Source organism: Streptomyces sp. NPDC006372, assembly GCF_040612515.1.
Classification (GTDB): Bacteria; Actinomycetota; Actinomycetes; order Streptomycetales; family Streptomycetaceae; genus Streptomyces.
Map to the genome: position 1 here is coordinate 144,757 of NZ_JBEXQJ010000007.1, position 26,541 is coordinate 171,297.

A 26,541-nucleotide genomic window follows, 5' to 3' on the forward strand; every position below is an offset into this window, starting at 1 on the left:
ACAGGCCTCTGATCCTCGCACGGGGTGGTGACACCGGAGGGGGCGGGTTTCGGGCGACGCCCTCGCCGCGGCGCCCGCGCGGTCGGGCCCGGAGCCGGGGGCGGGGCCGAGTGTCAGTGGGGCGTGGCAGGATCGGGGGCGTGGCAGAGACAGCATCGAAGACGACCGACACGACCTCCGGCGGCAGCCGCCCGCGACTGATGCTCATGGACGGGCACTCGCTGGCCTACCGCGCGTTCTTCGCGCTGCCCGCGGAGAACTTCACCACCGCGACGGGCCAGCCCACGAACGCGATCTACGGCTTCGCGTCGATGCTGGCCAACACGCTGCGTGACGAGGCGCCCACGCACTTCGCGGTCGCCTTCGACGTCTCCCGCAAGACCTGGCGGTCGCAGGAGTTCACGGAGTACAAGGCGAACCGCTCCAAGACCCCCGACGAGTTCAAGGGCCAGGTCGACCTGATCTGCGAGCTCCTCGACGCGATGGGCGCGGCCCGCTTCGCGGTGGACGGCTTCGAGGCCGACGACGTCATCGCCACCCTCGCCACCCAGGCCGAGGCCGAGGGCTTCGAGGTGCTGATCGTCACCGGCGACCGCGACTCCTTCCAGCTGGTCAGCGAGCACACCACGGTCCTGTACCCGACCAAGGGCGTCTCCGAGCTGACCCGCTTCACCCCGGAGAAGGTGTTCGAGAAGTACGGGTTGACGCCCGCCCAGTACCCGGACTTCGCGGCCCTGCGCGGCGACCCCTCCGACAACCTCCCCGGCATCCCCGGCGTCGGTGAGAAGACCGCCGCGAAGTGGATCAACCAGTTCGGCTCCTTCGCCGACCTCGTCGAGCGCGTCGACGAGGTCAAGGGCAAGGCCGGCCAGAACCTCCGCGACCACCTGGAAGCGGTCAAGCTCAACCGCCGGCTCACCGAGCTGGAGCGCCGGGTGGAGCTCCCCAAGGGCGTCACGGAACTGGAGCGGGCCGCCTACGACCGCAAGGCCGTCGCGATGGTCCTGGACACCCTGGAGATCCGCAACCCCTCGCTGCGCGAGCGCCTCTTCGCCGTCGACCCCGGCGCCGAGGAGGCCGAGACCACTCCGATCAGCACGGAGGGCGTGCAGCTCGACGGCACGGTGCTCGGCACCGGCGAGCTCACCGGCTGGCTCACCGAGCACGGCACCCAGCCCCTCGGCATCGCCACCGTCGACACCTGGGCACTGGGCACCGGCTCGGTCGCCGAGGTCGCGCTCGCCGCCCCCGGCGGACCGGCCGCCTGGTTCGACCCCTCCCAGCTGGACGAGGCCGACGAGACGGCCTTCGCGGCCTGGCTCGCGGACGCCGGCCGGCCCAAGATCCTCCACAACGCCAAGGGCGCCATGCGTGTCCTCGCCGAGCACGGCTGGAGCGTCGAGGGCGTCACCATGGACACCGCGCTCGCCGCCTACCTGGTCAAGCCGGGCCGCCGCTCCTTCGACCTGGACGCGCTCTCCCTGGAGTACCTGCACCGCGAGCTGGCCCCCGCCGCCGAGGCCGACGGCCAGCTCGCCTTCGGTGAGGACGAGGGAGCCGAGGCCGAGGCCCTGATGATCCAGGCCCGTGCCGTCCTCGACCTGGGCGAGGCCTTCGAGAGCCGCCTGAAGGAGGTGGGCGCCGCCGACCTCCTGCGGGACATGGAGCTGCCCACGTCCGCGCTGCTCGCCCGCATGGAGCGGCATGGCATCGCGGCCGACCGGGCGCACCTGGAGGCCATGGAGCAGATGTTCGCCGGCGCTGTCCAGCAGGCGGTGAAGGAGGCCCACGCGGCGGCCGGGCACGAGTTCAACCTGGGCTCGCCCAAGCAGCTCCAGGAGGTCCTCTTCGGCGAGCTCGCCCTGCCCAAGACGAAGCGCACCAAGACCGGCTACACCACGGACGCCGACGCCCTCGCCTGGCTCGCCGGACAGACGGACAACGAACTGCCGGTGATCATGCTCCGCCACCGCGAGCAGGCCAAGCTCCGCGTCACCGTCGAGGGCCTGATCAAGACGATCGCAACCGACGGCCGTATTCACACCACGTTCAACCAGACGGTCGCCGCCACCGGCCGCCTGTCCTCCACGGACCCGAACCTGCAGAACATCCCGGTCCGCACCGACGAGGGCCGCGCGATCCGCCGCGGCTTCGTCGTCGGCGAGGGCTTCGAGTCCCTGATGACGGCCGACTACAGCCAGATCGAGCTGCGCGTGATGGCCCACCTCTCCGAGGACGAGGGCCTGATCGAGGCCTTCACCTCGGGCGAGGACCTGCACACCACGGCCGCCTCACAGGTCTTCGCGGTCGAGCCGACGGCGGTGGACGCCGAGATGCGCCGCAAGATCAAGGCCATGTCGTACGGACTGGCCTACGGCCTCTCCGCCTTCGGCCTCTCCCAGCAGCTGAACATCGAGGCGGCCGAGGCCCGCGCCCTCATGGACGCCTACTTCGAGCGGTTCGGCGGCGTACGGGACTATCTGCGCCGGGCGGTCGACGAGGCCCGGGCGACGGGCTACACCGCGACGCTCTTCGGACGCCGCCGCTACCTGCCCGACCTCAACAGCGACAACCGCCAGCGTCGCGAGGCGGCCGAGCGGATGGCCCTCAACGCGCCCATCCAGGGCACGGCGGCCGACATCGTCAAGATCGCCATGCTGAAGGTGGACAGCGCACTGAAGGAGGCCGGCCTGACGTCCCGCATGCTGCTCCAGGTGCACGACGAAATCGTGCTGGAGGTCGCCCCCGGGGAGCGTGCGACCGCCGAGGAACTCGTCCGCCGCGAAATGGCGAACGCGGTCCAGCTCCGCGTCCCCCTGGGCGTCTCGGTGGGCTCGGGGTCGGACTGGGAGTCGGCAGCGCACTAGTCCGTTCCGGGACGGTGGAGTGCCCTCGGCAGCAAGAGCACGTCCGAGGGCACCCTGTCCGTGGCAGGGTGCCGTTTCGGGCGCATCACTCGCGTGGCCCTCGAGAAGGCGCCCATGTCCCGGGCGGTCGCAAGGATGCGGGCATGGGTATACGCACGCTCCTCCGCCGCACGGCAACAGGCGCGGCACTCCCGCAGGTCCCGCCCTTCGCGGTCGACGCCGGCACGATCCGAGTCCCCGTCAGTCCCGCCACAGCCCTGCGCGAGGCGACGGCGGACCTGAGGCAGCGCCTGACTCACGGACGACGACCCGCCGACCTCAGTGACGCCGATGCCCTCGCAGCCCAGCCCCCGGACAACCTCGAAACAGTCAGGACCGCCAAGACCTCCGCGAGGAGCCCCCACTCCTGGGCCGACCTGGCCCACGGCTACCTGGCCCTCGTCCTCGCGCTGTCGCCACGGTCCCGCCCCGCGCACACCCTCACCGCGTTCGTCACCACGACAACCGCCCCCCTCAAAGAGCGGCCGGACGGCTCGGCTCCGCGTCGTCGGCGCGGGTGGGGCCGGCCGGGACCGGGACGGGGCGCCAGACCCTGACTCCCACGGCGTACAGCAGCAGCGCCGGGACCAGCCCCGCGCCCGCGCCGAAGCACACCGTCGGAATGATCTCCCAGGGCTTCGCGACCGAGCCCCAGTAGGCCCACCAGTGCACGGCCCGCTGCACCGCAGCCAGCAGCGCGAAACCGCCGATCACCGCACCGGCCGCCCACCGGTCCCGCACCGTGAGCACCGGGATCCCCACCGGCTCGCGCGCAGGCACCCGGCGCAGCCCGTACGCCACGAACACGGCGATCACGACCGCGGCCACCGCCGAACCGCCGTACTGCAGGTACCAGTACAGCGGCGAGCCCGCCACCTCCCGGCCCAGGACCGGAAACAGCCGCATCCCCCACCGGTCGAGGTGGGTGAACGCGTCCCACACGACATGCGTCAGCCCGCCGAGCACCGCGGACCCGTACCACCGCACCACCAGGGACGTCCGCACCCGGGCGCGTGGCACCCCGCACCGCAGCAGCGCGGCCACCCGACCCTGCCGGGTCCGCGGCAACAACGCCACCAGCGGCTCGCGCACCAGCAACCACAGCCCCACCAGCAGCCAGGCGATGACCACATCGACCGTGAACACCCCCGGCAGGGAGTGCGTGACGTCACCGAACTCCATCGCCCCGGACACCGCACTCGCCGCGTAGTAGGTCATGTCGGGCGCGAAGGAGCCCGCCACCAGCACGGCCGGCACCAGCCGCCCCCGGCCGGTGCCGTCGGCGCGTACGGCGGGCAGCACGGCCGCGGCGTGGCTCAGCGTGAACGGCAACTCGGCTCCTCGTGACGGTCGTTGTCCGGGCGGTCGGAGGGTTCAGTATGCGGGACCTCGAACACCGGTCGCCCGCCACACCCGCCACATGACCAACTGGTGAAAATCGGGCACGAACGGGTGCCCGCGCAAAGGAAGTTGCCGTAGGGTCGCCAGGGTCACCGCGCCCGGGCGGGAGACACACCGGTCGGAGGGCAACCACTCGGCCCCCTCGATCGTCACAACAGAGCGAACGCAACAGAAGAACGCGAACGCATCACCAGAGTGCGAACGCGGCACGGCAGCGCGCGACACACGGAGACGGGCGCTCGGCGTCCACGGGAGGGGTTCACTCTATGGCGGCGCAATTCGGCAGGAGGCTGCGCAAGGGGGCGGCAACCACCGCCGTGGCCGCGGTAGCGGTCGCGGCCCTGTCCGCCTCACAGGCTCCGGGGGTGAACGACCACGGCAGACAGAGCGCCGCGGACGCCATACCCTCACCCGACGCGAGCGCCTCCGACGGCAGCGCCACCGGCAACTCGCCGTACTACACGGACCTGCCGCCGCTCAACAGCCCGAACCCGTCACCGAGCACCGGGACCGGACCGGTCACCCCCGGCACCACCGAGGCGGGCATCCCCGCCACCGTTCTCGACGCCTACAAGAAGGCCGAGACCGCTCTGCGCGACGCCAAGCCCGGCTGCAACCTGCCCTGGCAACTCCTCGCGGCCATCGGCCGGGTGGAGTCTGGCCAGGCCCGCGGTGGGCGCGTCAAAGCCGACGGCACCACCATCTCGCCGATCCTCGGCCCGCAGCTCGACGGCAACGGCTTCGCCCTCATCAAGGACACCGACAACGGCGCCTACGACGGCAACAGCGACTACGACCAGGCCGTCGGTCCGATGCAGTTCATTCCGTCCACCTGGGCCTGGGCGGGCCGCGACGGCAACGGCGACGGCAAGAAGGACCCCAACAACGTCTACGACGCCGCCCTCGCGGCCGGCCACTACCTGTGCCGCAACGACTGGGACCTGTCCGTCCAGGGCGACCTCGACCGCGCGATCCTCAGCTACAACAACTCGCGTGAGTACCTGAACCTCGTCATGAGGTGGCTGGAGTACTACCGCAAGGGCACGCACGAGGTTCCCGACGGCACCGGCACCCTGCCCGGCAACCGCAGCGACAACGGGGCCGGGGCGAGACCCACCCCCTCCACGCCCTCCACCCCCTCCGGGCCGGGCACCACCCCGGGCACCCAAGCTCCGGGCGGCTCGACGCCCAAGCCCAGCCCCAGGCCCGACAAGCCCGGCGGGGGCGGCACGACGACCCCGAAGCCCCCCACCACCACCCCGCCCGGCACCCCGGACACACCCCCCACGACGCCCCCCACCCCCACCGACACGGTGGATCACCTGGAGGACGCCGGGACCGCGAAGCTCACCGCCATGGCCGGCGACGCGTTCGGCAAGCGGATCAGCACCCGCGCCGAGACGAAGGCCGGCAAGGCCGTCGCCAAGGTCCGGATCCGCTTCACGATCATCGGCGACACGGACACCACCTTCGCCGGTGGCGAGAGCGTCGCCACGGTCGCCACCAACAGCTCCGGCGTGGCCGTCGCGCCCGCCCTGCAGGCGGGGGAGAAGACGGGCGGTGTCACCGTCCGCGCCACCGTCGTGGGCCGTACGGTCGCGGGCCTCGACTACAAGGCCACCGTCACCGAACGCGCCGCCGACAAGCTCACCCGCACCGGTGACGCCGCCCTGACCTGCACCCCGGGCGGCGAGTTCGCGAACCAGGTCGAGGTGAAGGCCACCTACCAGGGCGCCGTCGCGGACGGTGTCGCCGCCACCGCCACACTGATCAAGTCGGCGGACGACCCGACCGCGAGCGACAAGGGCCCCTACTTCAAGGACGCCGACGGCGAGGCCGTACGCACCCTGACGGGCCTGAAGACGGACGCCAAGGGCCTGCTGAAACTGCCGAAGCTGTACGCGGACGACACCACCGGCACGTTCCTGCTCCGCATCGGCACCGCGGGTGGCGCGACCCTCACCGTCGAACTGACCGTGGCCGCGGCGGAGACGTCCTCGCCGAGCCCGTCGGCGAGCCCCAGCGCGTAGCTCCCGAACACGACACACGACGCCCCTCCCCAAGGAGGGGCGTCGTTGTCTGTGCAACCTGTTCTCATCTCCGCCGCCCGTTGCTACGGTGCCCCGAAAGCTGACGGTGTATCAGCTCCAGCCGTGGGGAGGCCCCGTATGCGCACCCTCGTCGCCGCCGCCACCGGTCTCGCCGTCGCGCTCGCCGTGGTCCTGACACTGACCGCCCTCGGCACCCCCTCGGGCGGGACGTCCCCGAAACCGCTGCTGACGACGGTGCCCGCACACCCCTGACCGCCCGCCCGGGAGGGAGGCCGAGATGCGCCGCAAGGCCGGCCTGGTCCTGCTCGCCCTCGCCGTGTTCTTCGCGGCGCTGTCCCCGCTGCTGCGCTGGTACGCCTTCCCGCGCCTCGCCAAGGTTCCCGCGAACCAGTACCAGGACATGGTCCTGGAGGCGAAGGACGCCACCCTCCTCGACTACGGCACGATGCGGGCGAAGAAGGTCTCCAAGGTCACCATCGTGCAGACCCTCAAGGGCAACGTCGAGGCCTCCGAACGCATCGAGGAGTCAGCCGGCCGCGACGTCGTCGTCTGGGACGGGCTGTCCTACGTCGTGGGCCCCGACGGCGAGATGGTGTCCAAGATCCCCGAGCGCTACATCTTCGACGCCCACACCCAGGAACCCGTCCACGCCACCGGAGAGACGGTCGACGGCGACCCGGTGCGCCGCCAGGGCATCGAGTTCAAGTGGCCGTTCCTCACGGAGAAGAGGGACTACGAGTACTTCGACGCCCAGGCCCGCGTCACCGCCCCCATCGAGTACAAGGGCACCCAGGACTTCCGCGGCCTGGAGGTCTACTACTTCGAGCAGACCATCCCCTGGACCAAGGTGAGGATCCCGAAGACCCTGCCCGTGAAGGGCCTCACCCCCGAGGCGGTCGCCGGGACCGGCACCACCCGCTGGTACACCACGGTCCGCAAGTTCTGGGTGGAACCCCTCACCGGCGCCCCCGTCTACGGCGAGGAGCTCCACAAGGAGGAACTGCGCGGCGGCACCCTCCTCGGCGACCGTGACAAGGTGACCGCGTTCGCCGGGCACGTGAAGATGCGCGAGGACTACCTCAACCACACCGTCGACCTGGTGAAGTCCCAGCGCCTGGTCATCCTGCTGATGACGTCCTGGCTGCCGTGGGGCTTCCTGACCCTCGGCGTCCTCCTCCTGGCCCTCGCGCTCCACCTGGAGGCCCGCGGCCGCCGCCCGTCCGGCCCCGCCGCCACCGAGACCGAGGAACCCTCGACGGTCAGCGCCTGAGCCGGGCGCTGGTGTGCCGGGTCGGCTCGGCGGCGGCCGGGTCCTCGGGCCACGGATGCTTCGGATACCGCCCGCGCAACTCCGCCCGCACGCCCTTGTAGCCGTCCCGCCAGAAGGAGGCGAGGTCGGCCGTGACGGCGGCCGGCCGCCCGGCCGGGGACAGCAGATGGACGAGCAGCGGCACCCCGGCGACCCGCGGTGACTCCTGGAGCCCGAACATCTCCTGCAACTTCACCGCGAGCACCGGCTGCTCGGGCCGGGACCAGTCGATCCGGATCCTCGACCCGCTCGGCACGGTGATCCGCTCCGGGGCGAGCTCGTCGAGCCGGCCCGCCTCGCCGGATGCCCAGGGCAGCAGACGGGCGAGCGCCTCCCCGGCGTCGATCCGCGCCAGGTCGGCCCGCCGCCTGGCCCGGCTCAGCTCCGGCTCCAGCCACTCCTCCACACGCGCGTGGAGCGCCTCGTCGGAGACATCGGGCCAGGGCTCGCCGACGTGCAGCCGCAGAAACGCGAGCCGCTGCCGCAGGACCTCGGCCTCGGCCGACCACCGCAGCAGCCCGAGCCCCTCCTGCCGCAGCCCGTCGAGCAGCGCGCCGCGCACGAGCCCGGGGCCGGGGTCCTTCAGCGGCCGCACCACCAACTCCACCACCCCCAGCCGCTCCACCCGCCGCGCCACGACGTCCCCGCCGTCCCAGCGCACCTCGTCCCGCTCCTCCAGCAGGGCACCCGCCGCGAGCCGGGCCACGTCCTCGTCGACGACGGCCCCGAGCTGCACGCGCGCGTGCCCCCTGCCGACCGGCCGGTCGGCGACAGCGACAGCGATCCAGGGGGCGCCACGCAGCCCACCGGCTTCACCGACCTCGGCCCGGGTCCCGGAGACCATGAGATACGAAGCCCCGTCACGCCTGGCGACCCGCTCGGGAAAGGCGAGAGCGGCAACGAGCCCGACCCGCCGCTCTTCCGTGGAGTTGCTCCAGGCCTCGACTCCGGCCTCTTGAGGGCAGTTACGGGCCGGCGGGTGGGAAACCCCTGAAACAACAGCCCGCAGCCGCCGAACCTCGCTCCGCCACCGCGACGCATAGGCGTCACCCCCGCGCCGAGCACGACGCAACGCACCCACCAGATCGTCCCCGTACTCCCGAGGCGCCTCCTCACTCAGCAAGGCGACAACCTCCGAGGCCGGCTCAGCCCCCACCAACGCAACGGAATCCACCAAGGCCCGCCCCAACCGAGGATGGACCCCCAGCCGACCCAGCAAGACCCCCCTCTCCGTGGCCCGCCCGACGGAGTCGACAGCCCCCACAGCGTTCAGAACTCCCCGCGCCGCCGCCATCCCCCCGGCAGGGGGCGGATCCAGCAACGCCAGCCCGGAAGCGTCCGGATCCCCCCAGCACGCCACCTGCAACGCGAACGCCGTCAGATCGGCCACCTTGATCTCCGGCGACGGAAAACGCGGCAGCCGCGCATCCTCGGCCTCCGCCCAGCACCGGTACACCGCCCCCGGCGCCTCACGCCCGGCCCGCCCCGCCCGCTGTCGCCCGGCAGCCTGCGACGCCCGCACCGTCGTCAGCGCGCTCAGCCCGCGCGCGTGGTCGACGCGAGGCTCCCGCGCCAGCCCGGAGTCGACGACCACCCGCACCCCGGGAACCGTCAGCGACGACTCCGCCACCGACGTGGCCAGCACCACCCGCCGCCGCTCCCCGCCCGTCAGCACCGCGTCCTGCACCGCCGCGGGCGCCCGCCCGTGCACCTGAAGCACCTCTACGTCCCCGAGATCCCCGAGCTGCCCGGCGACCCGGGCGATCTCCCCGACGCCCGGCAGGAAACACAGCACGTCCCCGTCCCGCTCCGCCAGCGCCCGCCGCACCAACGACGCCACATGCGTCAGCAGCGCCGGGTCGACCCGCATCCCGTGCGGAGGCCGTACCGGCCGCACCGGCGGCGCCCAGACGACCTCCACCGGATGCGAGGCACCCCGCGCCTCCACCACCGGCGCCCCGCCCAGCAACCGCGCCCACCCCTCGGCGTCGGTCGTGGCCGAGGCGGCCACCAGCCGCAGCTCCGGCCGCAGCGTCTGCCGTACGTCCCACAGGAACGCCGCCGCGGTGTCCGCGTCCAGATGCCGCTCGTGGCATTCGTCGAGCAGCACCACGTCGACACCGGCCAGTTCCTGGTCCCGCTGCAACCGCTGCACCAGCACACCGGTGGTGACGACCTCCACCCGCGTGTGCCGCCCGACGACCCGTTCCCCGCGCACCGTGTAGCCGACGCTCTCTCCGGGCTTCTCGCCCAGCAGCCACGCCATGCGCCGCGCCGCCGCCCGGGCCGCGATCCGCCGGGGCTCGGCGACGACCACCCGCCGCCGGGGCCCCTCCCCGAGCAGCCCCGACAGCGCCAGCGGCACCAGGGTCGTCTTGCCGGTGCCGGGCGGCGCCACGAGAACGGCGGTGCCGTGCCCGTCCAGAGCGTCGGTCAGATCGGGCAGGGCATCACGTACGGGAAGGGCGTCCAGGGCGTCGTAACGGATCACGGCCCCTAGTGTCGTACGACCCGCGCCGTCCAGGGGCGCGGGGAACCGCGCGAACAGCCACGACGGCGCCGCAGGCTATGGACGGCCGAACGCGGCTCTTCCCGCGGAGCGGCTCAGTCCCGCTCGCAGACGAAGATCGCCGTCCCCGGGATCAGGTTGCCGCGCAGCGGCGACCAGCCGCCCCACTCGGACGTGTTCCAGGCCGGCCACTCCGGTTCCACCAGGTCCACCAGCCGGAAGCCGGAAGCCACGACGTCCCGGACGCGGTCGCCGAGCGTCCGGTGGTGTTCGACGTAGACGGCGCGACCCTCCTCGTCCTGCTCGACGTAGGGCGTGCGGTCGAAGTAGGAGGACGACACCGACAGCCCCTCGGGCCCCGGCTCGTCCGGGAAGGCCCAGCGGATCGGATGCGTCACCGAGAAGACGAGACGGCCCCCGGGCCGCAGCACCCGGCGGACCTCCCGCAGCACCAGCCGGGGATCGGCGACGAAGGGCAGCGCCCCGTACGCCGAGCAGGCCAGGTCGAACGAGCCGTCCGCGAAGGGGAGCGCACCGGCGTCGGCGCACACCAGGGGGAAGGAGCCGCCGATGCGCAGCGCGTGCTGCAACTGCCGGTGCGAGATGTCCAGGGCCACCGGGCGGGCGCCCTGCCCGGCCAGCCAGCGCGAGCACTGCCCGGCGCCGGCGCCGAGCTCCAGGACGTCCCTGCCCTTCAGCTCCTCCGGCGGACCGAGCAGCTCGGCCTCCACCTCGTCCAGTCCCTCGGGACCCCACACGAAGCGGTCGTCGCCGAGGAACGTGCCGTGCTCGACCTGGTACTCGTCCGCGTTGCGGTCCCACCAGCCACGGTTGGCGCGGGAGCTCTCCGTGACACCGGCCGTACGGCGGGTGGCCTCGGGTTCGGGCGCTTCGGGCTCTTGGATGATCGGCTCCCTCGTCGTACTCTTCCGTCAAGTCGGCCCCGGCGGGTCACAAGGAGGGCGTCGTTCGCCCTGCGTGGCCTCGAACGACACGACTTGTGCCGGGTATGCGGTGTTCCACCCCGCGTGGGCGGCTTCGCGCATTGACCCTGCCCGGCTGCCCCCGTATGCTACAAGTTGCGCTGCGGGCCTGCGCACCTCAGACGTAGCAGGCTGCGCTCGCATCTGTATGTATGTCCCCTCGGTTGTCGAGGCGCCACCGGTTCTGTGTGGCGCTTCCTTGGCTGTCCGGCTTCTGCAGAGCGAAACGGGCTCCCGGCGTAGCAGTACCTACGACTTCAATGTCCGTACCGGAGCCCTTTCCCACATGACGAGCAGCACCGAGACCACCGCCACCACCCCGCAGGTAGCGGTCAACGACATCGGTAACGAGGAAGCCTTCCTCGCCGCGATCGACGAGACGATCAAGTACTTCAACGACGGCGACATCGTCGACGGCGTCATCGTGAAGGTCGACCGGGACGAGGTCCTGCTCGACATCGGTTACAAGACCGAAGGTGTGATCCCGAGCCGCGAGCTCTCGATCAAGCACGACGTCGACCCCAACGAGGTCGTCGCCGTCGGTGACGAGATCGAGGCCCTTGTTCTCCAGAAGGAGGACAAGGAAGGCCGCCTGATCCTCTCGAAGAAGCGCGCCCAGTACGAGCGTGCCTGGGGCACCATCGAGAAGATCAAGGAAGAGGACGGGATCGTCACCGGTACCGTCATCGAGGTCGTCAAGGGTGGTCTCATCCTCGACATCGGCCTCCGTGGCTTCCTCCCGGCCTCCCTGGTCGAGATGCGCCGCGTCCGCGACCTTCAGCCCTACGTGGGCAAGGAGCTCGAGGCGAAGATCATCGAGCTGGACAAGAACCGCAACAACGTGGTCCTGTCCCGCCGTGCCTGGCTGGAGCAGACCCAGTCCGAGGTCCGCCAGACGTTCCTCACCACCCTCCAGAAGGGTCAGGTCCGTTCCGGCGTCGTCTCCTCGATCGTCAACTTCGGTGCCTTCGTGGACCTGGGTGGCGTCGACGGTCTGGTCCACGTCTCCGAGCTGTCCTGGAAGCACATCGACCACCCGTCCGAGGTTGTCGAGGTCGGCCAGGAGGTCACCGTCGAGGTTCTCGACGTCGACATGGACCGCGAGCGCGTCTCCCTGTCGCTGAAGGCGACCCAGGAAGACCCGTGGCAGCAGTTCGCCCGCACCCACCAGATCGGCCAGGTCGTGCCCGGCAAGGTCACGAAGCTGGTTCCGTTCGGTGCGTTCGTCCGCGTGGACGAGGGCATCGAGGGTCTGGTCCACATCTCCGAGCTGGCCGAGCGCCACGTGGAGATCCCGGAGCAGGTCGTCCAGGTCAACGACGAGATCTTCGTCAAGGTCATCGACATCGACCTCGAGCGCCGTCGCATCAGCCTCTCGCTGAAGCAGGCCAACGAGTCCTTCGGTGCCGACCCGTCGGCGGTCGAGTTCGACCCGACCCTGTACGGCATGGCCGCGTCCTACGACGACCAGGGCAACTACATCTACCCCGAGGGCTTCGACCCCGAGACCAACGACTGGCTCGAGGGCTACGAGAAGCAGCGCGAGGAGTGGGAGCGCCAGTACGCCGAGGCGCAGACCCGCTTCGAGCAGCACCAGGCGCAGGTCATCAAGTCCCGCGAGGCGGACGCCCAGGCCGAGGCTGAGGGTGCCGGCTCCGCCGGTGCGGCTCCGGCCGCGTCCGGTGGCGGTTCGTACTCCTCCGAGGGCCCGGACAACTCCGGTGCGCTGGCCTCGGACGAGGCGCTCGCCGCTCTGCGCGAGAAGCTCGCCGGCGGCCAGAGCTGACGCCCGCTGAGCAGTAGCTCCTGACTGAGGGGCCGTACCTTCCGAGGTGCGGCCCCTCAGCCGTGCTCCGGGAACCTTGCCCCGGATCCGCTGCCAAGATCGATGTTCTCCTCCTCCGGGGAATGCCCGTGCCCGCAAGGACGTTGTGCAGTATGAACACGAGGAGGGGCGGTCACAGTGCTTGATCCGCAGGGTTTGTACGCATGGGAGCCGAAGGGGCTGTCCGTCGTCGACATGGCGCTGGCCCAGGAGTCGGCCGGTCTTGTCATGCTCTACCACTTCGACGGATACATCGACGCCGGGGAGACGGGGGACCAGATCGTCGACCGGCTGCTCGACTCGCTGCCCCACCAGCTCGTCGCCCGCTTCGACCACGACCGGCTGGTGGACTACCGGGCCCGCCGCCCGCTGCTGACGTTCAAGCGCGACCGCTGGAGCGACTACGAGGACCCCGCCCTCGAGGTGCGGCTGGTACAGGACGCCACCGGGGCGCCGTTCCTGCTGCTGTCCGGCCCCGAGCCGGACGTGGAGTGGGAACGCTTCGCCGCGGCCGTGAAGCAGATCGTCGAGCGGCTCGGCGTCCGCCTCTCGGTCAACTTCCACGGCATCCCCATGGGCGTCCCGCACACCCGGCCCGTCGGCCTCACTCCGCACGGCAACCGCACCGACCTGGTCCCGGGCCACCGCAGCCCGTTCGAGGAGGCGCAGGTGCCCGGCAGCGCCGAGTCCCTCATCGAGTACCGCCTGCTCCAGGCGGGGCACGACGTCCTGGGGGTGGCCGCCCACGTCCCGCACTACATCGCCCGCTCTCCGTACCCGGACGCGGCCCTGACGGTCCTGGAGGCCATCACGGCGGCGACCGGACTGGTCCTGCCCGGGATCGCCCATGCCCTGCGCTCGGAGGCCCACCGCACCCAGACGGAGATCGACCGGCAGATCCGCGAGGGCGACGAGGACCTCACCGCTCTGGTCGAGGGTCTGGAGCACCAGTACGACGCCGTCGCGGGCGCCGAGTCCCGCGGCAACATGCTCGCCGAGCCGGTGGACATCCCGTCGGCCGACGAGATCGGCCAGGAGTTCGAGAAGTTCCTGGCGGAGCGAGAAGGCGACAACTGACCCGGGGCAGCGCCCCGGCAAGGGCGCGGGGAACCGCGCGACCAGCCCAGGACGGCTCGCGCGCAGAAGACGACCCGCACCACCCGGAACCGCTCCCCGGCGGAGCGTCTAGGCTGCGGCACATGCTGAAGGTTGGCCTGACCGGCGGTATCGGCGCCGGCAAGAGTGAGGTGTCACGGCTGCTCGTCGAGTGCGGTGCCGTGCTGATCGACGCGGACCGCATCGCGCGGGAGGTCGTCGCACCGGGTACCCCTGGTCTCGCCGCGGTCGTGGAGGCCTTCGGTGCGGAGGTGCTCGCCGCCGACGGCAGCCTGGACCGGCCGAAGCTCGGCTCCATCGTCTTCGCCGACGCGGCGAAGCTCGGCACCCTCAACTCGATCGTCCACCCCCTGGTCGGCGCCCGCTCCCGCGACCTCGAAGAGGCCGCGGCCGAGGACGCGGTCGTCGTCCACGACGTCCCGCTCCTCACGGAGAACGGCCTGGCACCGCTGTACGACGTCGTCATCGTGGTCGACGCGAGCCCCGAGACCCAGCTCGACCGGCTCGTACGGCTGCGCGGCATGACCGAGGACGACGCCAGGGCGCGGATGGCCGCGCAGGCGACACGGGAGCAGCGTCAGGAGATCGCCGACGTCGTCATCGACAACGACGTCCCGCTGGAGGATCTGGAGCGGCGCGTGAAGGACCTGTGGGCCGAGCTGGAGCGCAGGTCGCAGGCGTCCCGGCCGTCCCCCGCGGAATAGCGTCACCTCCGGGGAGCGTTGACTGCGTCCAGTGAGGGAAGGACTGTGCCGTGCCCGAGACCAGCGGTTCGAACGGACGCACCCCGGAGACGGACGTCATCGACTTCCGTGCCGCCGAGCAACTGCTCGCGGCGCGTGATCCGCGGGGTGCGGTGAAGCTGCTCGACGAAGTCGTCGCCGCACACCCGGAGAACACCGCCGCGCGACTGCTGCGCGCGCGGGCCTTCTTCGCGGCGGCGCAGCTGAGGCCGGCCGAGCTGGAGTTCTCCATCGTCCTGGAGCGTGAGCCGGACAACGCCTTCGCGCACTTCGCGCTCGCTCGCACCTATGAGCGGCAGGGCCATCCTGAGCGGGCCCAGCGCCATTTCCGCCTGGCCGCCGCGCTGGACCCCAACCCGGAGTTCCTGAAGGCGGCGCGCTTCGACTCGTGAGCCGGCAGCTGTCGCTCGCGCCGTTCTTGCGGCCTGCCCGGCTCTGAGTGTCCGCCGTGGGGGCCGGGCCCCGAGCGTCCGGCTCAGGGGCGGCTGTCCGGCGGCCGGTAGGGCGGGATGTCGGGGCCCGGCTGGTAGTGCGGTCCCTGGCGGATGTGCCTGATGACCACGACGAGATCGATCGTGACGACCAGCAGCAGCACGCCGCAGGCGATCGCCCAGCCGGTCCGCCCGACGATCGTGAACGCGACCGTCCCCAAGAGCGCCCAGACCAGCCCCCACAGGCTCAGCCAGAACCGCGCCCGCAGAGCACTGCGCGCAGTCGTCGGTTCACTGCCCGTACGCATCACGATCTCCACTCCTGTTTGCAACGTACTCCTCGGCGCGAGCGCTGACCAACAGAGGATGCCGGGGCTCGCGCGGGGCTGCGCTCACTCGGACGGGTGAAGACGGCCGGAGCGGGAACTGGCGTGCGGGGACGGGCCGTTGGACCGGCATGGAGCTGAAAATGCGTGAGGGGTACGAGGGGACGGGGCCCGGAGCCATCACTCCGGACGGCTGTGCGGTGGAGCTCTATACACGGCTCCCCATCGGTGATGAACCGGACATCATCGCGGCCGCGGCGCCCAAGGGAGCGCACATCCTGGAGCTGGGCAGCGGAGTCGGCCGCATGACGCACGCGCTGCTGGAGCGCGGGTTCACGGTCACGGCGGTGGACGAGTCCGCCGAGATGCTGGAGCGGGTCCGAGGGGCGCGGACGATATGCAGCCCGATCGAGGATCTCGACCTGGGTGAGAAGTTCGACGTGGTGCTGCTCGCCTCGTTCCTGGTGCACGCCGGGGACGCCGAGGTCCGAAGAGGCCTGCTCCGGACCTGCGTGCGTCATCTCGCGGAAGGCGGCAGCGTGCTGATCCAGCGGGAAGGCGAGGACTACCACGCGAACGTGCCGCGCGAACGGGTCGATCCCAGCGGCTTCACCGTACGGATCGTGTCGTCGGAGCCGATCGGCGACGGGGTCAACTCGGTGCGCGCGGAGTACGAGTTCCCGGACGCGGTCTGGACCCAGACGTTCCGCGCTCGCCCGCTGACCAAGGAGCAGTTCGAGGAGGCGCTGGAGGAGACGGGGCTCAGGGTGGACGAGTACCTGACGGACAACAAGATCTGGGTGAGGGCGGTGCCGACAGCCTAGGCGCCAGGGAGTGTCGGAGGCCGTAGGGCGCGGTGGGTCCTGGGCATGTCGGGGCGGAAAGCCCGCCGGGAGGCGATGAGTTCCAGGGGTGGGGGCGGTCTACCTCTGCGTCATCGCCACGAACCGCTTCCCCAGGAGACCTCCATGTCCTCCACGTCCGAGACCACCGCTCCCGTCACATCCGCCACCTCCGCCCCGGCCGGGGGCGTGGTCGCCGAGTCGGCGACCGCTCGCGGGCGGCGTGCCCGGATCGCGCTGCGCGGTCTCCAGGTGCTGCTCGCCCTCCTTTACGCCGTCGCGAGCGCTCTGCCCAAGCTGATCGCACACTCCTCGGCCGTCGAGTCCTTCGAGGAACTCGGCTGGGGCAGCGCGGGGATGTACACCATCGGGGCGCTCGAACTGGCCGGAGCGGTCGCCCTGTTGATCCCGGTGTTGCAGTCGGTGGCGGCGATGGCGCTGAGCGCGCTGATGGTGGGCGCGTTCATCGTCCAGGTCACCGTCTTCGACGGGCAGTACGCGGCGACGCCGCTCATCCTGATCGTGCCGCTCGCCCTCATCGCCTGGGCGCGGAGGGAGCACAACGCCGACCTGCTGCGACTGCTGAGGCTCCGCGCCTGACCCCGCCGCGTGCACCGCTCACGGCCTCGGCTCGCCCGACCCTCCGCCAGGGACGGGGCCGGGGCCGAAGCCGCTGCCGGACCCGGGGCTGGGCAGGCCTCGCAGGCGCTCCATCTCGCGCCGGTCGCGCTTCGTGGGGCGGCCCGCGCCGCGGTCGCGGATGCCGGCCGGGGCGACGGCCTCGCGGGGCGGGGGCGGCGGGGAGTTGTCGATGTAGCACTGGACGGCCACGGGAGCGCCGACCCGCTTGCGGATCAACCGTGTGACGACGACGACCCGCTCCCGGCCGTCGTGCCGCAGGCGTACCTCGTCGCCGACGCGCACGGCGTGGGCGGGCTTCACACGCTCACCGTTGACACGCACGTGCCCGCCCCGGCAGGCGGTGGCCCCCAGGGAACGGGTCTTGACGAGACGCACGGACCAGATCCAGCTGTCGACACGTACGGTCTCGCCGGCCTGCGGCCCGGCGGCCTCGGCGGCGGCGATCGCCGCGGCGACCTTCGGATCCCGAGTCTCAGCGCCGCCCGCCCCGCCGTTCTCCGCACCTTGAGAAGCCATGCCACCGACCTTAGTCCTCCCAGGGGCCCGGACGGGCGGGGAAGCGATCCTCCGGCCGACCCGACGCCCCTGTGAGGGGGCCGGTCCTGGTCCCGCCTACCGTGGAGTCATGGACGCCAGCGGTCTCCCCCTCCTCGACCAGCGGATCTCGGACTGCCGGGCCTGTCCGCGGCTTGTCTCCTGGCGTGAGGAGGTGGCGCGTGAGAAGCGTGCCGCGTACGCGGACTGGACGTACTGGGGCCGGCCGGTGCCCGGGTTCGGGCCGAGGGATGCGAGGCTGCTGATCGTGGGGCTCGCGCCCGCGGCCCACGGTGGGAACCGCACCGGCCGGATGTTCACCGGCGACCGGTCCGGGGACGTTCTGTACGAGGCGCTGTACGACGTCGGTCTCGCCTCCCAGCCCACCGCCGTGCACGCCGACGACGGGCTGGAGCTGTACGGGGTCCGGGTCACCTCACCGGTGCACTGCGCACCGCCGGCCAACAAGCCCACCCCCGAGGAGCGGGACACCTGCCGCCCCTGGCTGGTGCGGGAGCTGGGGCTGCTGCGTCCGACGCTGCGGGCCGTCGTCGTGCTCGGAGCCTTCGGCTGGCAGGCCGCGCTGCCCGCGTTCGCCGAGGCGGGCTGGTCCGTGCCCCGGCCCCGTCCCGCCTTCGCCCACGGAGCCCGCTTCGAGCTGGACGGCCTGGATCTCTTCGGCTGCTTCCACGTCAGTCAGCGCAACACCTTCACCGGCCGGCTCACCCCCGAGATGCTGCGCGACGTGCTGCGGACAGCCGCGCGGGCCGCGGGGCTGCCGGTGACCGGGGACTGACGAGGGCGATACGGCTAGAGCGCTTCCTCGTCCCCGAAGAGATGCCGCATCGTGGAGCGGTAGTTGGTCCGTACGTGTGTGAGCGCGTGTGCGCGGGCCCGGTCCGGGTCGCCCGAGGCGATGGCCTCGTACAGCTCGCGGTGCTCCACGACGAGCTGGGGCCACTCCTCGTTGCGCCGGGTCATCCAGCGCAGCCGGCCGGCGACCGGTTCCAGGGCCTCGGTCAGCAGGCTGTTGCCGGCCATCGCCATGATGCGGTCGTGCAGGCGGCTGTTGAGGTCCGTGATCAGCTCGGCGTCCCCGGCCTCGGTGGCGGCGGCCGCGCGGCCTATGAGCTCCTGGACCTCGGCCAGGTCCTCTGGTGTCGCACGGGACGCGGCGAGTTCGGCGGCGTAGACCTCCAGGGCCTCGCGCAGTTCGAACAGTTCCTTGACGTCGTTCGGGGTGAGACGGCGTACGACCGTGCGGCGGGGTGTCTCGAAGTGGACGAAGCCCTCGGCGACGAGTGCCCGGATCGCCTCCCGGACCGGGACGCGTGAGACGCCGAAACGCTCCGCCAGCTCGCGTTCGACCAGGCGCTCGCCCGGAAGCAGGCTGCCCGCGATGATCTGCTGCCGCAGCTCGGACGTGACGCGTTCGCGCACCGCCCCCAGGGGTTCGATCTTCGTCATACAGCCCATCTTCGCCGACGCGAGGTGTCTTTTACGGAGCGTTAACAGGAGCGATATCTGTCAGAACTGTTGACGGCGAGACCATGGGCGGAGTTTGGTATACCAAACATTCGCAGAGCAGCCCCCCGCAGCGCAGTCCTCCGTCGTCCCCTTGCTCATGGAGGCCCCCGTGTCCCTCGCCGACCGAGCCGCAGCCACCGGCGCCCCAGCGTTCGTCCCCGATCCCCGCCTCACCAACGAAGACCTCGCGCCCGCGAAGAAACGCAACTGGAAGGTCTTCGACCTCTTCGCCATGTGGATGTCCGACGTCCACAACCTCGGCAACTACACCTTCGCCGCCGGTCTGCTCTTCCTCGGCATGAACGTCTGGCAGATCTTCACGTCGCTGCTGGTCGGCTTCGTGATCATCTACATCGGCATGAACTGGATGGGGAAGATCGGGCAGCGCCACGGCGTGCCCTTCCCGGTCGTCAGCCGGATCGCCTTCGGGGTCTGGGGCGCCAACATCCCGGCGCTGATCAGGGCCGTGATCGCCATCATGTGGTACGGCATCCAGACGTACCTCGCCTCCGTCGCGGTCAATGTGATGCTGCTCGCGGCCTGGCCGAGCCTGGAGTCCTGGACGCACAGCTCCTTCCTGGGCCTGGACGCGCTCGGCTGGGTCTCCTTCATCGCCCTGTGGCTGGTCCAGGCGGCGATCATCAGCCGGGGCATGGAATCGGTCCGTAAGTTCCAGGACTTCTGCGGCCCGGCGATCTGGCTCGTGATGATCGCCCTGGCCGGGTGGATCCTCTACAAGGCCGACTGGACGATCTCGCTCACCTCCACCCCGCACCCGGTCCCCGTCGGTGAGCAGTGGCGGCAGTGGTTCGGCGCGATCGGTCTGGTCCTCGCCACCTACGGCACCCTGATGCTCAACTTCTGCGACTTCTCCCGCTTCGCTCCCGACTACAAGTCGGTCAAGCGCGGCAACTTCTGGGGCCTGCCCATCAACTCCACGGCCTTCGTGATCGTCTCGGTCATCGTCACCGCGGGCGCGTTCGAGGTCTTCGGCAAGGAGATCACCGACCCCGCCTACCTGGTCGCCGAGATCGGCAACACCTGGGTGCTGGTGGTGGGCGCGCTGACCTTCGCCATCGCCACCATGGGCGTCAACATCGTCGCCAACTTCGTCTCACCGGCGTACGACCTCGCCAACGTCTGGCCGCAGAAGATCACCTTCAAGGTCGGCGGCATGATCAGCACGGTCGCCGCTCTGCTCGTCACGCCCTGGAACCTCTTCTCCAATCCGACCGTCGTGAACTACTTCCTCGGTGGCCTCGGCGCCTTCCTCGGACCGCTGTTCGGAGTGATCATGGTCGACTACTACTGGGTCAAGCGCGGCCGAGTGAACGTCGACGAACTGTTCGACGCCTCTCCCGGCGCCCGCTATCACTACCGCAAGGGCTTCAACCCCAAGGCCCTGTGGGCGTTCCTGCCGGCGGCCGGGGTCGCGGCGATCCTCGCGCTGGTGAAGACCTTCAGTGACGTCGCGCCGTACTCCTGGTTCATCGGCACGGCACTCGCGGCCGGACTGTACGCGGCGCTGTGCCGCCCCGAGCGCGCCACCGCGGAGGTCTGAGAGACGTGCGGATCGTCGTCACCAACTGCAACACCACGCAGGAGATGACCGAAGAGATCGTGCGAGGTGCCCGGGCCGCCGCAGGCCCGGGCACCACCGTGACGGGACTGACCCCCGCCTGGGGGCCCGAGTCCGCGGAGGGCTGGCTCGACAGCTACCTGTCGGCCGCGGCCGTCCTGGACACACTGCGCACCTACGACGGACCGCCGTACGACGCCGTCGTCATGGCCGGTTTCGGGGAGCACGGGCGCGAGGGCGTCCGCGAACTGGTGGACGTACCCGTCGTCGACATCACGGAGGCCGCGGCGCACCTGGCCTGTCTGCTCGGGCGGCGGTACGGCGTCGTCACCACACTGGAACGCTCCTGCGGCCAGATCGAGGACAGCCTGGAGACGGCGGGCGTGGGCCGGAACTGCGCCGCGGTCGTGGGCACGGGCCTGAACGTGCTCGACCTCGGTGACGAGGAGCGCACCGAGACGGCGTTCCTGGCCGCCGCCGAACGAGCCTGCGCCGCCGGGGCCGAGGTGCTGGTGCTGGGCTGCGCCGGCATGACCGGGCTGCAGCGCGTGGTCGGGGAGAAGCTGGGCCTGCCCGTCGTCGACGGGGTCGCCGCTGCGGTCAAACTGGCGGAGTCGCTGGTGGCGCTGGGGCTGACGACGAGCAGAGTGGGGAGCTACGCCGAGCCGCTGGCGAAACGGAGGGCGTGGGGGAGGCCCGAACGGCAGTAGCTCACGCCGGGCCGTCGAGGGGGACGTCGTCGCGATGGGCCCCGTAGAAACCCACCTGCCGGGCCATCACCTCCCGCATCGGGGTGCCGCGCGGCACGGCGTACACCGTGCCGGGGAAGTCCAGCGCCTCCTGGAGCTGCCACAGTTCGTCGTGCTCCCCGGGTGCGAAGAGCCGCGCCCGGGGAGCCCCGGCGGCGATCCAGCCGATGGGCAGGACGGTCCCGGGCGGCAGCATGGAGTTGACGTGCAGCACGCTGTGGATGCGCAGCTCCGAGCCGGCGCCCGCGACGGCACCGGGGAAGACGCAGGCACCGGTGGCCACGAAGACCTCGTCCTCGAGGGTGGCCCCGTTGACGTGGACGTGCGGACCGACGAGCACCGCGTCACCGATGACGGTGGGGTGCCGGGCCCGCCCCCGCACCAGGGCGTTCTCCATGACCACGACGTCCGAGCCGACCCGCACCTCGCCGTCCTCGGCGGTGAGCACGGCCCCGTGCAGCACCCGGCTGCGCTCGCCGAGGACGACGGCCCCGCACAGGACGGCCGTCGGGGCGACGTACGCGGACTCGGGGACCACCGGGCGCCGCCCGCGGTGCTCGATCAGCATGGAGTTCTCCTCAGGTCGGCGCCCCGTCGGGCACGACGGCTGTCGCCGTAATCTCCACCAGCTGGCCCGTGTACCCGAGGCACGCCACGCCGATCAGCGTCGACGAGTGCGGACCGGTACTGAGCCCGGACGCCTCGACGACGCTCCACACGGCGGACAGCACGGCCGGCTCACCGCTCACGACGTACACGTCGGTCGCCACGACGTGCGCGAGATCGCTCCCCACGGAGGCCAGCTGCTCCGTCAGGTTGGCGATCGCCTGCTCGGCCTGCCGGACGGGATCCCCGGGGCCGACCAGCTCACCACGGGCGTCCAGCGGCACGGATCCGGCGAGGAAGGCCAGTTTCGTGCCGGCCTCCACGACGGACGCGTGGGAGTAGGTGGGCGGCGGGAAGAGGCTCGGGACGGTGACGCGCTGGATCACGGGGTCTCCGATCTGCGTACGGCGACAGGACAACCCACCGATCATGCGAGGCTCCGCGCACGCACGCACCCGTATTTCGGTTCACGCCGACCGAGTGATCCCCCTACGCTTCCCCGGACCACCCGCCTGCTCAGGAGCCGTCCCGTGCCCACTCTCCCGGACCAGACCTTCCTCGACAGCACCGCGGACCGCCTCGCCGCGCTCCCCACCGTCCGGGCCGTCACCCTCGGCGGCTCCCGCGCCCAGGGCACCGAACGCCCCGACAGCGACTGGGACATGGCGGTCTACTACCGGGGCGCCTTCGACCCGGACGATCTCCGGGCGGTCGGATGGCAGGGCGAGGTCAGCGAAGTCGGCGCGTGGGGCGGCGGCGTCTTCAACGGAGGCGCCTGGCTGACCGTCCAGGGCCGGCGCGTGGACGTCCACTACCGCGATCTCGACGTCGTCGACCGCGAACTGACGGAAGCGGAGCGCGGCCGCTTCCGCGTCGAGCCCCTGATGTTCCACCTGGCAGGCATCCCGACCTACCTGCTCGCCGCCGAACTGGCGATCAACAAGGTGCTGCGGGGCACCCTGCCGCGCCCCGGCGCCTACCCGCCGCCCCTTCGCGAGACCGCCCCGCGGCACTGGCACGGCATGGCGACGGCCACCCTCGCGTACGCCAAGGCGGGCCACGCGCCGAAGGGCTCGGTCACCCAGGTCGCCGGCGCGATCGCCCTCGCCGCGACCCAGACGGCGCACGCGGTGCTGGCGGCACGCGGGGAGTGGGTCACCAACGAGAAGGGGCTCGTGACCCGGGCCGGCCTCGGCGAAGCGGACGCCCTCGTGGCGAACCTGTCGGCGAGCCCCGACGCCCTCGTCCGGGCGATCGCCGACGCGGAGGCGCTGTTTCGCGCCGGACGGGCGGAGGGGACCACCTGAGCACGCTCAGTGCCGGGCGAACTGGACGCGGGTCGGCTGTACGGCGTCCGGGCGCAGCGCGATGCCGTCGACGGTGAGTTGTTCGCCGTAGATGTCGGTGAGCCGGAGGCTGCCGCCGCAGCCGGTGCCGTCAGGGGAGAGGAAGTAGTTGTACTCGGTACGGGTCAGACGGCTCCAGCCGCTCCCGGTGCTCACCTCCAGCCGGGCCAGCGGATTGCGGTGGCCGAGCGCCTGGATCCCGCACCAGTGGCGGCTGGAGCCGGTCTTGTAGCGGATCGAGACGGTCTCCGAGGTGCTCGGGCTCAGCAGGCTCCAGGTGACCGGGATGCGGCCCGCGGACAGACCGGCGAGCTTGGCGAAGGCCTGCTTGCTGAGGTCGAGCTGTCCCGGGGCGCAGGGCGAGGGGCATTCATTGGTGATCCGGACCGTGACGGAGGCGCCGTTCGCCGCGCGGACGAGGATGTACGCCCCGCATGCCTTGGACGTCTCGTAGTCGGTGGTGTTCATCGCGGCGACCATGAGGTCGGGGCTCGGACCGTACAGGCAGGCGCCGTCGCCGTCCGCGGCGTCGTAGTGCGTGGCGACTCCGTCGTAGGAGACCTGGGGCTTGATCCGCCCCGCCAGTGGTGCCGAGCCGGACACGGCCCGCGGTGCCGAGCGCGGGCCGCCGACGGGGGAGGGCCGGGCCGGCGCGGAGGCCGAGGTGCGCGCCGGGGTGGGGCTCACCTCGGACGGCTTCGGCCTCGGCTTGGGCTTCGACTGCGGCTTGGCCTTCGCCTTCGCCTTCGGCTCGGTGGGTGTGGCGCTCGCCCGTGGGCTCGTGGAGGGCTCGGCGGCGGCTCGCACGGTGTCCGGCCGGCCTCCGTCCCCGGGGCGGAGTGCCACCACCAGGGAGACGAGGAGTGCGACGGACGCCAGGGCGATCGCGGAGGCGAGGGCCGAACGCCTCCTGCGAAGGGGACGCCGGTGGGAACGGGATGCCACGGATGAGTCCTTAGCTGGTTCGGAACACGCGCTTGTGCCTCATCAGTGGCCGTCGGCGCCGAAAAGGTTGCCGGGGCGTGGCCCTTCCCTCAGCGACTGCCGGTTGTGGTCATAAAGAACCCGGCTCACGCACGGGACGTCACATCACGGAAACCTTTCCTCCAGGAACCCCGCCTACCGTGAACAGCCACACCCCGCCCCGGCCGCCGTCGCCCGAAGGCTCACCCCTGCCCTCGACGAGACGACAGGAACCCCGTGTCCCGGACCCGCCGCTTCACCCTCGCGCTGCCGCCCTGGCTCGCCCATGCCCTGCGTGCCCAGCGGGGGCCGGTGCCCTGGAGCGCGGTGACACGCGGGGCGCTCTCCGCCGGGCCGCTGCTGCTGGTGGCCGTGCGAGCCGGGCACACCTCCCTCGGGGTGGTCGCCGCCATCGCCGCCATGCTCGCCGGGATCAACGACCGGCCCGGGAGCCGGCGGGCCTCGGTCAGGCGCCTCGGGGTGCCGGCGCTGGGTGGTGCCCTGGGGCTGCTGATCGGGACGTACGCCGGGCAGCAGACCGGGGCGGTCGTGCTGACCGTGATCCTCACGCTCGCCGGTCTCGTCGCCGGCGGCATCAGCGCGATCGGGCCCGTCGCGTCCGCCGTCGGGACGCAGTTGCTCGTCGGCTCGGCCATCGGGGCCGGGATGCCCCTGCCGGAGGCGGGGTGGCAGCGTGCGCTCGCCTTCCTCGCCGGCGCCGGGTGGCTGCTGGTGCTGCGGCTCGTGCTGCCCACACCCGGGTCGCTCGCCGGGGACTTCCGGTTCGACGGGGAGCGGAAGGCCGTCGCCGGTGTGTACGACGCCGTCGCGGACCTCCTCGACTCCGTCGGCGGACCGCAGGCCATCCGCCGCCGGGCCGCGCTCACCGCCGCCCTCGACCACGCCCAGGACGCCCTCACCGGGCCCCGGTTGCGGCGGTACGCCTCCTCGTCCGCCGAGCGGCGGCTGCACGCGCAGTACGCCGCCGCCCTGCCCCTCGCCGAGGCCGCCACCGCGCTCGCGTGGGCCGGAGAGCCCATAGCGGAGCGGGCCTCCGAAGGACCCCGGCGGCTCGCCGCCGCCGTGCGCGGCAACACCCACACCGGACCGCTGCCCGCCCCCACCCGGTCGGCGCCCGCGCTGCGCGCCCTCGACGACGCCCTGCTGCACGCCGCCGAGGTCTTCGACCAGGGCCGGGGCGGGGACCTGCACACCCGGGCCCGCACCCTCAGGGACCGGACGCGGTCCGCCTTCGGTACCGCCGGACGCGAGTACGGGCTGCGCGTCGCCCTCTGCTTCGGAGCCAGCGCGGCGATCGCCCAGGCCCTGCACCACGGCCGGTGGTACGGGCAGCACGACCACTGGTACTGGCTGCCGGCCACCGCCGTCTTCCTCGTCAAGCCCGACCTGGGCCCCCTCGTCTCACGGGTGCTGAACCGGGCCGCCGGGACCGTGCTCGGCGCCGTCCTCTTCGCCGGGTTCGCCGCCGTACTGCCCCGGCCCGAAGGGCTCATCGCGCTGGTGGCCCTCAGCGGAGCGCTCATCCCCGTCGCCACCCGGCACTTCGCCGCCCAGACCGCCGTCGTCACCGTCCTCGTCCTCGCCCTGGTCATGGTCGGCGGCGAGGCGCAGGCCTCCGCGGGGCGGATCGGCGAGACGCTGCTGGCCTGTGCGATCGTGCTGATCGTCGGCCACCTGACGATGCCCGGGCAGAAGGGCGGGGGTGTGCGGGGGCGGCTCACGGCCGCGAGCGAGGCCGCGTACACCTACCTCGGCCACGTCCTCGCCGAGGCGGACACCCCGCGGATCGGCACCCCCGGCACCCCCTCCGACCACCGTGCCACCCGCTGGACCCTGCGCCGCGAGGCCTACCGCACCCTCGCCGAGGCCCGGTCGGTCATCACCCTCGCCGCGCACGAACTGCCCGCCCTCGCCCGGCACACCGAGGGCGCGGACGAGGTGGCCGACCTCCTCGAACGCCTCGTCGACACCACGACGGCCTGCGCCGTCCACCTCGACGACACGGGCCGCATCGACGCACGGCACACCGAACGTCTCACCGCCCTCATCGACGAACTCGCCGGCCCCGGGGAGCGGCTGGGCCTGCGACCACCCCGGACACCCCTCGCCGGGTGACGCCCTCTCCCGCTGAT

Annotated in this window: 24 protein-coding genes; 15 read left to right on the forward strand and 9 right to left on the reverse strand. The window is 71.8% G+C overall.

The window, feature by feature from the left end; genetic code table 11:
- The first annotated feature begins 140 nt into the window (after nt 1–140).
- Nucleotides 141–2,867: a DNA polymerase I gene (gene polA / locus ABZ016_RS14735; RefSeq protein WP_356916959.1), complete on the forward strand. Its 2,727-nt coding sequence runs from the start codon at nt 141–143 to the stop codon at nt 2,865–2,867.
- A gap of 513 nt (nt 2,868–3,380) precedes the next feature.
- On the opposite strand, the gene ABZ016_RS14740 is transcribed toward polA, so the two are convergent.
- Complete coding sequence (locus ABZ016_RS14740) at nt 3,381–4,238, reverse strand: DUF4184 family protein (RefSeq protein WP_356916960.1); 858 nt, start codon at nt 4,236–4,238, stop codon at nt 3,381–3,383.
- A gap of 335 nt (nt 4,239–4,573) precedes the next feature.
- On the opposite strand from ABZ016_RS14740, the gene ABZ016_RS14745 reads away from it, so the two are divergent.
- The 3 genes from ABZ016_RS14745 to ABZ016_RS14755 all read left to right on the forward strand — a co-directional run bounded on the left by ABZ016_RS14745 (nt 4,574) and on the right by ABZ016_RS14755 (nt 7,628).
- A complete protein-coding gene (locus tag ABZ016_RS14745; protein ID WP_356916961.1) occupies nt 4,574–6,337 on the forward strand; it encodes a lytic transglycosylase domain-containing protein in 1,764 nt (587 codons plus the stop codon).
- A gap of 138 nt (nt 6,338–6,475) precedes the next feature.
- Nucleotides 6,476–6,610 (forward strand): SPW_0924 family protein, encoded by a 135-nt coding sequence (locus ABZ016_RS14750; RefSeq protein WP_345665400.1) that lies wholly within the window; start codon nt 6,476–6,478, stop codon nt 6,608–6,610.
- A 25-nt stretch (nt 6,611–6,635) separates the two neighbouring features.
- Nucleotides 6,636–7,628 carry a DUF3068 domain-containing protein gene (locus ABZ016_RS14755; RefSeq protein WP_356916962.1) on the forward strand — a complete coding sequence of 331 codons (993 nt, stop codon included), beginning with the start codon at nt 6,636–6,638 and terminating at the stop codon, nt 7,626–7,628.
- Here the strand turns inward: ABZ016_RS14755 and hrpB are convergent.
- Nucleotides 7,618–10,158 (reverse strand): ATP-dependent helicase HrpB, encoded by a 2,541-nt coding sequence (hrpB, locus tag ABZ016_RS14760; protein ID WP_356916963.1) that lies wholly within the window; start codon nt 10,156–10,158, stop codon nt 7,618–7,620. The genes ABZ016_RS14755 and hrpB overlap by 11 nt on opposite strands.
- 113 nt (nt 10,159–10,271) lie before the next feature.
- Entirely contained in the window at nt 10,272–11,084 is an 813-nt protein-coding gene (locus ABZ016_RS14765) for a class I SAM-dependent methyltransferase (protein ID WP_356917084.1), read from the reverse strand.
- A gap of 361 nt (nt 11,085–11,445) precedes the next feature.
- Here ABZ016_RS14765 and rpsA point away from each other — a divergent pair, with 361 nt between their 5' ends.
- The 4 genes from rpsA to ABZ016_RS14785 all read left to right on the forward strand — a co-directional run bounded on the left by rpsA (nt 11,446) and on the right by ABZ016_RS14785 (nt 15,235).
- A complete protein-coding gene (gene rpsA, locus ABZ016_RS14770) occupies nt 11,446–12,945 on the forward strand; it encodes a 30S ribosomal protein S1 (RefSeq protein ID WP_356916965.1) in 1,500 nt (499 codons plus the stop codon).
- 177 nt (nt 12,946–13,122) lie between these two features.
- Nucleotides 13,123–14,061, forward strand: a complete 939-nt coding sequence (locus tag ABZ016_RS14775) for a PAC2 family protein (protein ID WP_356916966.1) — start codon at nt 13,123–13,125, stop codon at nt 14,059–14,061.
- Nucleotides 14,062–14,183: 122 nt separating this feature from the next.
- Nucleotides 14,184–14,804, forward strand: a complete 621-nt coding sequence (coaE, locus tag ABZ016_RS14780; RefSeq protein WP_356916967.1) for a dephospho-CoA kinase — start codon at nt 14,184–14,186, stop codon at nt 14,802–14,804.
- A gap of 50 nt (nt 14,805–14,854) precedes the next feature.
- Nucleotides 14,855–15,235 carry a tetratricopeptide repeat protein gene (locus tag ABZ016_RS14785; protein WP_356916968.1) on the forward strand — a complete coding sequence of 127 codons (381 nt, stop codon included), beginning with the start codon at nt 14,855–14,857 and terminating at the stop codon, nt 15,233–15,235.
- An 83-nt stretch (nt 15,236–15,318) separates the two neighbouring features.
- On the opposite strand, the gene ABZ016_RS14790 is transcribed toward ABZ016_RS14785, so the two are convergent.
- Nucleotides 15,319–15,582, reverse strand: a complete 264-nt coding sequence (locus ABZ016_RS14790; protein ID WP_356916969.1) for a DUF6343 family protein — start codon at nt 15,580–15,582, stop codon at nt 15,319–15,321.
- A 161-nt stretch (nt 15,583–15,743) separates the two neighbouring features.
- On the opposite strand from ABZ016_RS14790, the gene ABZ016_RS14795 reads away from it, so the two are divergent.
- Both ABZ016_RS14795 and ABZ016_RS14800 read left to right on the forward strand, forming a co-directional pair.
- The gene (locus ABZ016_RS14795; protein WP_356916971.1) at nt 15,744–16,424 is read left to right on the forward strand and encodes a class I SAM-dependent methyltransferase; all 681 of its coding nucleotides are present in this window, start codon (nt 15,744–15,746) and stop codon (nt 16,422–16,424) included.
- Nucleotides 16,425–16,568: 144 nt separating this feature from the next.
- On the forward strand, nt 16,569–17,042 hold the full coding sequence (locus ABZ016_RS14800; protein WP_356916972.1) for a DoxX family protein: 474 nt from the start codon (nt 16,569–16,571) through the stop codon (nt 17,040–17,042).
- 18 nt (nt 17,043–17,060) lie between these two features.
- Here ABZ016_RS14800 and ABZ016_RS14805 read toward each other — a convergent pair whose 3' ends face one another.
- The gene (locus ABZ016_RS14805; RefSeq protein WP_356916973.1) at nt 17,061–17,600 is read right to left on the reverse strand and encodes an RNA-binding S4 domain-containing protein; all 540 of its coding nucleotides are present in this window, start codon (nt 17,598–17,600) and stop codon (nt 17,061–17,063) included.
- A 109-nt stretch (nt 17,601–17,709) separates the two neighbouring features.
- On the opposite strand from ABZ016_RS14805, the gene ABZ016_RS14810 reads away from it, so the two are divergent.
- Complete coding sequence (locus ABZ016_RS14810) at nt 17,710–18,414, forward strand: uracil-DNA glycosylase (protein ID WP_356916974.1); 705 nt, start codon at nt 17,710–17,712, stop codon at nt 18,412–18,414.
- A gap of 14 nt (nt 18,415–18,428) precedes the next feature.
- Here ABZ016_RS14810 and ABZ016_RS14815 read toward each other — a convergent pair whose 3' ends face one another.
- Complete coding sequence (locus ABZ016_RS14815) at nt 18,429–19,085, reverse strand: GntR family transcriptional regulator (protein WP_356916975.1); 657 nt, start codon at nt 19,083–19,085, stop codon at nt 18,429–18,431.
- Nucleotides 19,086–19,254: 169 nt separating this feature from the next.
- On the opposite strand from ABZ016_RS14815, the gene ABZ016_RS14820 reads away from it, so the two are divergent.
- A complete protein-coding gene (locus ABZ016_RS14820) occupies nt 19,255–20,706 on the forward strand; it encodes an NCS1 family nucleobase:cation symporter-1 (protein ID WP_356916976.1) in 1,452 nt (483 codons plus the stop codon).
- 5 nt (nt 20,707–20,711) lie between these two features.
- Nucleotides 20,712–21,434, forward strand: a complete 723-nt coding sequence (locus tag ABZ016_RS14825; protein ID WP_356916977.1) for an aspartate/glutamate racemase family protein — start codon at nt 20,712–20,714, stop codon at nt 21,432–21,434.
- 1 nt (nt 21,435) lies between these two features.
- Here ABZ016_RS14825 and ABZ016_RS14830 read toward each other — a convergent pair whose 3' ends face one another.
- Both ABZ016_RS14830 and ABZ016_RS14835 read right to left on the reverse strand, forming a co-directional pair.
- Nucleotides 21,436–22,041, reverse strand: coding sequence for a gamma carbonic anhydrase family protein (locus ABZ016_RS14830; protein WP_356916978.1), 606 nt, complete (start codon nt 22,039–22,041; stop codon nt 21,436–21,438).
- A gap of 10 nt (nt 22,042–22,051) precedes the next feature.
- A complete protein-coding gene (locus ABZ016_RS14835; protein WP_356916979.1) occupies nt 22,052–22,465 on the reverse strand; it encodes a RidA family protein in 414 nt (137 codons plus the stop codon).
- 144 nt (nt 22,466–22,609) lie between these two features.
- Between ABZ016_RS14835 and ABZ016_RS14840 the strand changes: the two genes are divergently transcribed.
- Nucleotides 22,610–23,386 (forward strand): nucleotidyltransferase domain-containing protein, encoded by a 777-nt coding sequence (locus tag ABZ016_RS14840; RefSeq protein ID WP_356916980.1) that lies wholly within the window; start codon nt 22,610–22,612, stop codon nt 23,384–23,386.
- Nucleotides 23,387–23,392: 6 nt separating this feature from the next.
- On the opposite strand, the gene ABZ016_RS14845 is transcribed toward ABZ016_RS14840, so the two are convergent.
- Nucleotides 23,393–24,370 carry an expansin EXLX1 family cellulose-binding protein gene (locus ABZ016_RS14845; protein ID WP_356916981.1) on the reverse strand — a complete coding sequence of 326 codons (978 nt, stop codon included), beginning with the start codon at nt 24,368–24,370 and terminating at the stop codon, nt 23,393–23,395.
- 255 nt (nt 24,371–24,625) lie between these two features.
- Here ABZ016_RS14845 and ABZ016_RS14850 point away from each other — a divergent pair, with 255 nt between their 5' ends.
- Nucleotides 24,626–26,524, forward strand: coding sequence for an FUSC family protein (locus ABZ016_RS14850; protein WP_356916983.1), 1,899 nt, complete (start codon nt 24,626–24,628; stop codon nt 26,522–26,524).
- Nucleotides 26,525–26,541 lie beyond the last annotated feature (17 nt).

Bases quoted from the DNA above. Each gene is read 5' to 3' on its own strand.
- ABZ016_RS14745 (WP_356916961.1), top strand. From the start codon at position 4,574: ATGGCGGCGCAATTCGGCAGGAGGCTGCGCAAGGGGGCGGCAACCACC.
- ABZ016_RS14750 (WP_345665400.1), top strand. From the start codon at position 6,476: ATGCGCACCCTCGTCGCCGCCGCCACCGGTCTCGCCGTCGCGCTCGCC.
- ABZ016_RS14755 (WP_356916962.1), top strand. From the start codon at position 6,636: ATGCGCCGCAAGGCCGGCCTGGTCCTGCTCGCCCTCGCCGTGTTCTTC.
- rpsA (WP_356916965.1), top strand. From the start codon at position 11,446: ATGACGAGCAGCACCGAGACCACCGCCACCACCCCGCAGGTAGCGGTC.
- coaE (WP_356916967.1), top strand. From the start codon at position 14,184: ATGCTGAAGGTTGGCCTGACCGGCGGTATCGGCGCCGGCAAGAGTGAG.
- ABZ016_RS14790 (WP_356916969.1), bottom strand. From the start codon at position 15,582: ATGCGTACGGGCAGTGAACCGACGACTGCGCGCAGTGCTCTGCGGGCG.
- ABZ016_RS14795 (WP_356916971.1), top strand. From the start codon at position 15,744: ATGCGTGAGGGGTACGAGGGGACGGGGCCCGGAGCCATCACTCCGGAC.
- ABZ016_RS14800 (WP_356916972.1), top strand. From the start codon at position 16,569: ATGTCCTCCACGTCCGAGACCACCGCTCCCGTCACATCCGCCACCTCC.
- ABZ016_RS14805 (WP_356916973.1), bottom strand. From the start codon at position 17,600: ATGGCTTCTCAAGGTGCGGAGAACGGCGGGGCGGGCGGCGCTGAGACT.
- ABZ016_RS14810 (WP_356916974.1), top strand. From the start codon at position 17,710: ATGGACGCCAGCGGTCTCCCCCTCCTCGACCAGCGGATCTCGGACTGC.
- ABZ016_RS14815 (WP_356916975.1), bottom strand. From the start codon at position 19,085: ATGACGAAGATCGAACCCCTGGGGGCGGTGCGCGAACGCGTCACGTCC.
- ABZ016_RS14830 (WP_356916978.1), bottom strand. From the start codon at position 22,041: ATGCTGATCGAGCACCGCGGGCGGCGCCCGGTGGTCCCCGAGTCCGCG.